Consider the following 8,900-nt stretch of genomic DNA (forward strand, 5'->3'; position numbering starts at 1 on the left):
GTGTCCGCGTCCGGGACGGGCTCCCACGTGCCGGGCGCGACGGGGACGCCCGCCTCCTTCACCAGGTTCCGGGCGTTGATCTTGTCGGCCATCCGGGCGGCGCTGCGCCGCCACCTCGCGGGCTTCGAGGGCGCGGCGGTGCTCGTCACCCACGATCCGCTGGACGCCATGGTGCTCGCCGACCGCATCGTCGTCGTGGAGGGCGGGCGGCTCGTCCAGGAGGGGACGCCCGCCGAGGTGGCGCGGCGCCCCCGGACCGACTACGTGGCGCGCCTGGTCGGCCTGAACCTCTACCGGGGGCGGGCGCGGGGCGGCACCGTGGCCCTCGCGGACGGCTCCGCGACCCTCGACACTGTCGACTTACTCGAAGGTGAGGTCTTCCTAGCCTTCGCGCCAGCCTCGGTCGCGCTGTACCGCCGCCGCCCGGACGGGAGCCCGCGCAACCTCTGGCGCGCCCGCGTGGCCGCCGTGGAACGCCACGGCGACCGCGTCCGGGTCCAGCTCTCCGCTCCGCCTTTCCCGGCCGTCGCGGACGTCACTCCCGCCGCGGTCGCGGAGCTCCAATTGTCGGAGGGCAGCACGATATGGGCGGCCGTGAAGGCCACCGATACCCACGTTTACCCAGCTTGATCGGGTCCAGGCCGCGGGCGGCGGCACGCCGCCCTTGGCGCCCGTAAGCCAGTGATATCAATCACAAAAGGCATCGGGAAGGCCCAATAGGGCACCGGATTGGTCCAGACCAAATGGCAAAAACGTCGGCTCTTGTTCATGATGCGAACATCCTGCGAACAGCTGAAGGAGTTGCCCGTGTCCAACCAGGTCCCCGGCCTCGACCAGGCCCCAACCGGTCACACCGAACTGATTGACTGGGTACGCGGGATCGCCGAGCTGACCAGTCCCGACCGCGTCGAGTGGTGCGACGGCTCGGACGAAGAGTGGGAGCGCCTGACCGGCCTCCTCGTCGAGCAGGGCACCTTCAAGCGACTCGACCCGGCCAAAAGGCCCAACAGCTTCTACGCCGCCTCCGACCCGAGCGACGTCGCCCGCGTGGAGGACCGGACGTTCATCTGCTCCGAGAAGGAGGAGGACGCCGGGCCCACCAACAACTGGATCGCGCCCGCCGAGATGCGCGAGACGTTCGGCGAGCTCTTCAAGGGCTGTATGAGGGGCCGCACCATGTACGTGGTGCCGTTCTGCATGGGCCCGCTCGGCGGGAACATCTCCCAGCTCGGCGTGGAGATCACCGACTCGCCCTACGTCGTGGTCTCGATGAAGATCATGACGCGGATGGGCGCCGGCGCGCTGCGGCTCATCGAGGAGCGCGGCTCGTTCGTCAAGGCCGTCCACTCCGTGGGCGCCCCGCTGGAGCCGGGCCAGGCCGACGTGCCCTGGCCGTGCAGCTCCACCAAGTACATCTCGCACTTCCCCGAGACCCGGGAGATCTGGTCCTACGGGTCCGGGTACGGCGGCAACGCGCTGCTGGGCAAGAAGTGCTACGCGCTGCGGATCGCCTCGACCATGGCCCGCGACGAGGGCTGGATGGCCGAGCACATGCTCATCCTGAAGCTCACGCCGCCGGAGGGCGAGACCCGCTACGTCGCCGCCGCGTTCCCGTCCGCCTGCGGCAAGACCAACCTCGCCATGCTGGAGCCGACCATCCCGGGCTGGAAGGTCGAGACCGTCGGCGACGACATCGCCTGGATGCGCTTCGGCGAGGACGGCCGCCTCTACGCGATCAACCCCGAGGCCGGGTTCTTCGGCGTGGCGCCCGGCACCGGCGAGGCCACCAACGCCAACGCGGTGAAGACCCTCTGGGGCAACAGCATCTTCACGAACGTCGCGCTCACCGACGACGGCGACGTCTGGTGGGAGGGCCTCACCGAGGAGCCGCCCGCCCACCTCACCGACTGGAAGGGCAACGACTGGACGCCGGAGTCCGACACCCCGGCCGCCCACCCGAACGCCCGCTTCACGACCCCGGCCGGGCAGTGCCCGATCATCGCCGACGAGTGGGAGGACCCGAAGGGCGTCCCGATCTCGGCGATCCTGTTCGGCGGCCGCCGCGCGTCCGCCGTCCCGCTGGTCACCGAGTCCTTCGACTGGCAGCAGGGCGTCTTCCTCGGCGCGAACGTGGCGTCGGAGAAGACCGCCGCCGCCGAGGGCAAGGTCGGCGAGCTGCGCCGCGACCCGTTCGCCATGCTCCCGTTCTGCGGCTACAACATGGGCGACTACTTCGGCCACTGGCTGGAGATCGGCAAGGCCACCGACGCCGAGAAGCTCCCGCGGATCTACTACGTCAACTGGTTCCGCAAGAACGCCGACGGCAAGTTCATCTGGCCCGGCTTCGGCGAGAACAGCCGCGTCCTCAAGTGGATCGTCGAGCGCCTCAACGGCCAGGCGGACGCGGTCAAGTCCCCGATCGGCCACCTGCCGACCAAGGAGGCCCTGGACACCGACGGCCTGGACATCGACGACGCCGACCTCGACACGCTCCTGACGGTGGACACCGAGGTCTGGAAGCAGGAGGCCGCCCTGGTCCCCGAGCACTTCGAGACCTTCGGCGACCACCTGCCGAAGGCGCTGTGGGACGAGTACCACGACCTGGTGCGCCGCCTGGAGTCGTAAGCACGCGCCCCAAGGCGGCCGTTGAGGCAGCCGCCCGTCCGGGCCTGCTCCGCGCCCGTCCGCCGAGGTCACGGCGGGCGGGCGCGCCGCTGCCCGGCCCCGGGGCCGCCGTGTAGCCGGCCGGTCCCCGGGTATCCCCGGGGAGGTCAGAGGCATGAAGCGGTCCCCCCGGGTGTGGGAGGAGCCATGTTCGACTTGATGACCCGCCACTGGTGGGTTCTCGCGGTGCGCGGGGCGTTTGCGGTCCTGTTCGGCATCGCCGCGTGGGTGTGGCCGCACATCACGGTGCTCGCGCTCGTCATCCTGTTCGGCCTCTACGCCCTGGTGGACGGGGTGATCGCGCTGGCGGAGGGGGTCCGCGGCGCGCGGGGCGGGCCGCGCGGCATGCTGCTGCTGGCCGGCGCCGCCGGTGTCGTGCTCGGCGTCGTCGCCCTGGCCTGGCCCGGTATCACCGCGTTCGTCCTGCTGATGCTGATCGCCGCCTGGGCCGTCGTCACCGGTGTCTTCGAGATCATCGCGGCCGTCGCGCTGCGCCGGGAGCTCCAGGGCGAATGGGCGTACGCGCTCACCGGCGCCGTCTCGGTGCTGTTCGGCGTCCTGCTGTTCGCCTGGCCCGCCTCGGGCGCGGTCGCCGTCGCCTGGCTGATCGGGTTTTTCGCGATCCTGTTCGGCGCGGCGCTGCTCGGTGCCGCGTTCCGGCTGCGCAGGCTCGGCCGGGAGGCGGAGCGGGAAGGCCGGGGCGTCGGCGGCGCCCGCCCCGCCGCGTACTGACCGGCCCGCCACCGGCCGGCCCGCCACCGGCCGGTTCCCGGGTAGAAACCTCGACTTCGGTTGAGGTCGCGTAGGATCCGGGGCATGACGCGGCTAGAGCACCGGGTGCACGAACTGACCGTCGGCCAGCTCGCCGAGCGGAGCGGCGTGGCCGTCTCCGCCCTGCACTTCTACGAGGCCAAGGGCCTGATCAGCAGCCGCCGCACGGCGGGCAACCAGCGGCGCTTCAGCCGCGACACGCTGCGCAGGGTCTCGTTCATCAAGGTCGCCCAGCGGGTCGGGATCCCGCTGAGCGAGATCCGGGAGGCCCTGGCCACGCTGCCCGAGGAGCGCACGCCCACCGCGGAGGACTGGGCGCGGCTCTCCGAGGCGTGGCGCGGCGACCTCGACGCCCGCATCGCCCAGCTCGAACGCCTCCGCGACGACCTCACCGAGTGCATCGGCTGCGGCTGCCTGTCGATCAGGAACTGCGCCCTCGCGAACCCCTACGACCGGCTCGGCGACGAGGGCCCGGGACCGCGCCGCCTCCTCGTCCAGAACGGGCCCGCGGCACGGCCCGGCCGCACGTCCGAGCCGGACGCGGGGACGCGGGACCTGGAAGACCCGTGCGCCCCGTCCTGCGTCCCCGCCGACTGAGCCGGACCGGAGGTCAGCCGCGCCGGGGGACGCGGCCGTGCGGGTCGATGCGGCGCGGCGCCGGCTCCCGGCCCGCGGGCTGGGCCGGCGCCGGGCGCTGCTGGATCGGCTCGATCGGCAGCTCGGCGGGCTCGTCCGCGAGCGTGACCTCCTCGTTGTGGTGCCACAGCTTGAGGCCGGGCCCTTCCAGCAGCTCGTAGGTGGCCGTGTCGGCGGTCACGCTGACCTTCAGCCGGTTGCCCCGGTAGCGCATCCGGAACGCCAGCCGGCTGATGCCGCCGGGCAGGCGCGGCGCGAACCGCAGCCGCCCGCCGTCCGCGCGCATCCCACCGAACCCGGCGACGAGCCCGCTCCACGCGCCCGCCATGGACGCGATGTGCAGCCCGTCGCGGGTGTTGCGGTTGAGGTCGTGCAGGTCCATCAGCGCGGTCTCGCCGAGGTAGTCGTGGGCGAGTTCGAGCTGCCCGACCTCCGCCGCAACGACCGCCTGCGTCTGCGCCGACAGCGACGAGTCCCGGACGGTCAGCGCCTCGTAGTAGTCGAAGTCGCGGATCTTCTGCTCCTCCGTGAACGCCTCCCCGCACAGGTGCAGGGCGAGGACGAGGTCCGCCTGCTTGACGACCTGCTTCCGGTACAGGTCGAAGTAGGGGAAGTTCAGCAGCAGCGGGTACTGGTCGGGTTTGGTGGCTGCGAAGTCCCAGCGGGCGTGGTTGGTGAAGTTCTCGCTCTGCGGGTGGACGCCCAGCCGCTCGTCGTAGGGGATCACCATGGCGGCGGCGGCGTCCCGCCACGACGCGGCCTCCTCGGCGTTCACCCCGAGCCGGTCGGCGACGTCGGGGTGGCGCATGGCCGTCTCGGCCGCCGCCTGGAGGTTACGGCGCGCCATCAGGTTCGTGTAGACGTTGTTGTCGACGATGGCGCTGTACTCGTCGGGCCCGGTGACGCCGTCGATGCGGAACACGCCGCCGACGTCGTGGTGGCCGAGGCTCCGCCACAGGCGGGCCGTCTCCACCAGGATCTCCAGGCCGACCTCGCGCTCGAACTGCTCGTCCTGGGTGGCGTCCACGTACCGGATCACGGCGTCCGCGATGTCGGCGTTGATGTGGAACGCGGCGGTCCCGGCGGGCCAGTAGCCCGAGCACTCGTGGCCGCGGATCGTCCGCCAGGGGAACGTGGCGCCGTCCAGGCCGAGCTGGTTGGCGCGCTCGACGGCGAGGGGGAGCGTCATGTGCCGCCACGCGAGGGCGTCCGCGGCGGCGCCGGGGGAGGTGTAGGTCAGGACGGGCAGGACGAACGTCTCGGTGTCCCAGAAGGTGTGCCCGTCGTACCCGGGCCCGGTGAGGCCCTTGGCGGGGATCATGCGGCGCTCGGCGCGCGCGCCCGCCTGGAGGACGTGGAACAGCCCGAACCGGACGGCCTGCTGGATCTCGGCGTCGCCGTCGACCTCCACGTCGGCGCCGCACCAGAAGTCGTCGAGGTACTCGCGCTGCTCCTTCAGCAGGCCGTCCCAGCCCGTCTGCCGCGCGCCCGCGAGCGCCCCGACCACCTGGTCGTGCAGCGCCGGGCGGGACCGCTTGCTCGACCAGCCGTACGCCAGGAACTTGACGATGCGCAGCTTCTGGCCCGGCTCCAGCCGCGTCGCGACCGTGAGCCGCCCGACGTCCTCGGAGCTCTCGGTGTCGATCGCCATCGACTCGGGGCCCTCGATCTCGTGCGACATGCCCGCCGCCATCCGCAGCCCGCTCTGCCGGGTGCGGTGCAGCAGCAGCACCTTGGTGCCGTTGGCGACGTGCTCCTCGGAGACCAGCGGGTGGTCGAGGATCGCGGAGGCGCGCGGGTCCTTGGTGCCGTTCGGCATGGCCTCGTTGGCGACCAGCTCCGACTGCGCGACCACCCGGACGGCGTGGTCGACCGGCTCGACCTCGTAGCAGATCGCCGCGATGGCCCGCTGGGTCAGCGACACCAGCCGGACGGAGGTGATCTTGACCGTCCGGTCGGACGGCGAGGTCCACTCGACGTGCCGGGTCAGCGTGCCCGCCTGCATGTCGAGGACCCGCTCGTGGGCCTGGACGCGGCCGTACCGGACGTCGAAGGGCTCGTCGTCCACCAGCAGCCGGATCACCTTGCCGTTGGTGACGTTGATCACGGTCTGGCCGGACTCCGGGTAGCCGTAGGCGACCTCGGCCTGCGGCAGCGGCCGCTGCTCGTAGAAGGAGTTGAGGTAGGTGCCGGGCAGCCCGTGCGGTTCGCCCTCGTCCAGGTTGCCGCGCATGCCGAGGTGCCCGTTGGACAGCGCGAACACGGACTCGCTCTGCGCCAGCCGGTCGAGCCGCAGCTCGGGCTCCCGCACGCACCACGGGTCGACCAGGTAGACGGGACGGTCCGCGGCCGTCTGCGCCTCGCTCACTTGCCCTCCAGGAGTTCCGACAGGTCGCCGACGACCACGGTGGCCCCGTGGTCGGCCAGGGCCGCCGCGTGCTCGGCGTCCACCCGGTTCACGCCCACGACGAAGCCGAAGCCTCCGGCGCGGCCCGCCTCGACGCCCGCCAGCGCGTCCTCGAACACGACCGCGCGCGGCGCCGGGACCCCGACGGCCTCCGCTCCGGCGAGGAACATGTCGGGTGCGGGCTTGCCGGGCAGGTTCCGCTCCGCCGCGACGACGCCGTCGACGCGCGCGTCGAACAGGTCGGTGATGCCGACGGTCTCCAGCACCTGGACGGTGTTGGCGCTCGACGACACGACGGCCGTCTTCAGGCCCGCCTTGCGGACCTCGCGGACGTAGTCGATCGAGCCCTCGAACACCTCCACGCCCTTCTCCTCGATGAGCTTGAGGACGAGCGCGTTCTTGCGGTTGCCGAGCCCGCGGATCGTCTCCTTCTCCGGCGGATCGTCCGGCGAGCCCTCCGGCAGGTGGACGCCGCGCGACTCCAGGAACGACCGCGTGCCGTCCTCGCGCTTCTTCCCGTCCACGTACGTGCCGTAGTCCTTCACCGGGTCGAACGGGACGAACTCCTCGCCCGTCCGCTCCGCCCGCTCGCGGAGGAACCCGTCGAACATCTCCTTCCACGCCGCCGCGTGCACCGCGGCGGTCCGCGTCAGCACGCCGTCGAGATCGAAGAGACACGCCTGCGTCTCGTCGGGCAGTCCCAGCATTCGCACCCCCTGGAAGTGTCAGTATCGAGGAACCCCGTTCCCGCGCGGAACAGAGACATGCGCGGACCGGTTGCGCTCGAACGGGGCATCGACGGTCCCCGTACAACCCCTTGGCCAGGGTCGCACACGACAAGGAGAACACCAATGGACAAGGCGCGCATCGGCGTCACCGGGCTCGCGGTGATGGGCCGGAACCTGGCCCGCAACTTCGCCCGGCACGGCCATTCGGTCGCCGTGCACAACCGCACGCCGAGCAAGACCAAGGCCCTGGTGGACGAGTTCGGGCACGAGGGCACGTTCCTGCCCGCCGAGACGCCGGAGGACTTCGTCGCGTCCCTCGAACGCCCCCGCCGCCTGGTGATCATGGTGAAGGCGGGCGCGCCCACCGACGCCGTCATCGACGAGTTCGCGCCGCTGCTGGAGCCCGGCGACATGATCGTGGACGGCGGGAACGCGCACTTCGCCGACACCCGCCGCCGCGAGGCCGCGCTCCGCGAGCGCGGGATCCACTTCGTCGGCACCGGCATCTCCGGCGGCGAGGAGGGCGCGCTGCACGGCCCGAGCATCATGCCGGGCGGCTCCGCCGAGTCCTACGAGGCCCTCGGCCCGCTGCTGGAGGACATCGCCGCCAAGGTCGACGGGACCCCCTGCTGCACCCACGTCGGCCCCGACGGCGCCGGGCACTTCGTCAAGATGGTGCACAACGGCATCGAGTACGCCGACATGCAGCTCATCGCCGAGGCCTACGACCTGCTGCGGCACGGCTCCGGCCTCGGCCCCGCCGAGATCGCCGACGTCTTCCGGACCTGGAACACCGGCCGGCTGGAGTCCTACCTCATCGAGATCACCGCCGAGGTCCTCGCGCACGTGGACGCCGCCACCGGCAAGCCGTTCGCCGACGTCGTCCTCGACCAGGCCGAACAGAAGGGCACCGGCCGCTGGACGGTCCAGATCGCGCTCGACCTCGGCGTCCCCGTCTCCGGGATCGCCGAGGCGGTGTTCGCCCGCTCGGTCTCCGGGCACGCCGACCTCCGCCGCGCCGCCCGGAACCTGCCGGGCCCGTCCCGCACCGGCGGCGCGGGCGAGGGCTTCGCCGACGCCGTCGAGAAGGCCCTCTACGCCTCGAAGATCGTCGCGTACGCGCAGGGCTTCCACGAGATCCAGGCGGGCAGCGCCGAGTACGGCTGGAACGTCGACGCCGGCGCGATGGCGACGATCTGGCGCGGCGGCTGCATCATCCGCGCCCGCTTCCTCGACCGGATCCGCGCCGCCTACGAGGCCGACCCGGCGACGCCGACGCTGCTCACCGACGACCACTTCGCCGAGGCGCTCGGCGACGCCCAGGACGCCTGGCGCGAGGTCGTCGCCACCGCCGCCCGGCTCGGCATCCCCGCGCCCGGCTTCTCCACCGCCCTGGCCTACTACGACTCGCTGCGCGCCGACCGCCTGCCGGCCGCGCTCACCCAGGGCCAGCGCGACTTCTTCGGCGCCCACACCTACCGCCGCGTCGACCGCGACGGCTCGTTCCACACCCTGTGGGGCGGCGACCGCACCGAGGTCGAGGCCTGACCGCCCGCGGGCGTCCGGCGCGCATACGCACCGGACGCCCGCACGACGCCCACCCGACCGGCCCGCAGAACGCCCACCCGACCGGCCCGCGGGACGCCCGCCCGACCGGCCCGCGGGACGCCCGCCCGACCGGCCCGCGGGACGCC

At 72.4% G+C, this 8,900-nt stretch carries 7 protein-coding genes; 5 read left to right on the forward strand and 2 right to left on the reverse strand.

Annotated elements, in window-relative coordinates; all coding sequences use genetic code 11:
• Positions 1–75: 75 nt before the first annotated feature.
• From E1300_RS44465 to soxR, 4 genes are all read left to right on the forward strand, one after another.
• Complete coding sequence (locus tag E1300_RS44465) at positions 76–630, forward strand: TOBE domain-containing protein (RefSeq protein ID WP_306440702.1); 555 nt, start codon at positions 76–78, stop codon at positions 628–630.
• A 177-nt stretch (positions 631–807) separates the two neighbouring features.
• Positions 808–2,625, forward strand: a complete 1,818-nt coding sequence (locus tag E1300_RS44470; protein ID WP_131763304.1) for a phosphoenolpyruvate carboxykinase (GTP) — start codon at positions 808–810, stop codon at positions 2,623–2,625.
• Between the two features lie 186 nt (positions 2,626–2,811).
• A complete protein-coding gene (locus E1300_RS44475) occupies positions 2,812–3,396 on the forward strand; it encodes an HdeD family acid-resistance protein (protein WP_131763305.1) in 585 nt (194 codons plus the stop codon).
• An 84-nt stretch (positions 3,397–3,480) separates the two neighbouring features.
• Entirely contained in the window at positions 3,481–4,032 is a 552-nt protein-coding gene (gene soxR, locus E1300_RS44480) for a redox-sensitive transcriptional activator SoxR (RefSeq protein WP_131763306.1), read from the forward strand.
• A 13-nt stretch (positions 4,033–4,045) separates the two neighbouring features.
• Here the strand turns inward: soxR and E1300_RS44485 are convergent, their stop codons facing one another.
• Together E1300_RS44485 and E1300_RS44490 are read right to left on the reverse strand one after the other, a co-directional pair.
• Complete coding sequence (locus tag E1300_RS44485; protein ID WP_131763307.1) at positions 4,046–6,439, reverse strand: glycoside hydrolase family 65 protein; 2,394 nt, start codon at positions 6,437–6,439, stop codon at positions 4,046–4,048.
• Entirely contained in the window at positions 6,436–7,185 is a 750-nt protein-coding gene (locus tag E1300_RS44490) for a beta-phosphoglucomutase family hydrolase (RefSeq protein WP_131763309.1), read from the reverse strand. The genes E1300_RS44485 and E1300_RS44490 overlap by 4 nt, the downstream gene beginning before the upstream one ends.
• A gap of 144 nt (positions 7,186–7,329) precedes the next feature.
• Between E1300_RS44490 and gnd the strand changes: the two genes are divergently transcribed.
• Complete coding sequence (gene gnd / locus E1300_RS44495) at positions 7,330–8,754, forward strand: NADP-dependent phosphogluconate dehydrogenase (protein ID WP_131763308.1); 1,425 nt, start codon at positions 7,330–7,332, stop codon at positions 8,752–8,754.
• Positions 8,755–8,900: the final 146 nt, after the last annotated feature.

Origin of the sequence: Actinomadura fibrosa, assembly GCF_900659615.1 — a bacterium.
Classification (GTDB): Bacteria; Actinomycetota; Actinomycetes; order Streptosporangiales; family Streptosporangiaceae; genus Spirillospora; species Spirillospora fibrosa.

What these genes read in the sequence shown, in the direction of transcription:
- E1300_RS44475 (WP_131763305.1), top strand. Translation starts at nt 2,812, where the DNA reads ATGTTCGACTTGATGACCCGCCACTGGTGGGTTCTCGCGGTGCGCGGG.
- soxR (WP_131763306.1), top strand. Translation starts at nt 3,481, where the DNA reads ATGACGCGGCTAGAGCACCGGGTGCACGAACTGACCGTCGGCCAGCTC.
- E1300_RS44490 (WP_131763309.1), bottom strand. Translation starts at nt 7,185, where the DNA reads ATGCTGGGACTGCCCGACGAGACGCAGGCGTGTCTCTTCGATCTCGAC.
- gnd (WP_131763308.1), top strand. Translation starts at nt 7,330, where the DNA reads ATGGACAAGGCGCGCATCGGCGTCACCGGGCTCGCGGTGATGGGCCGG.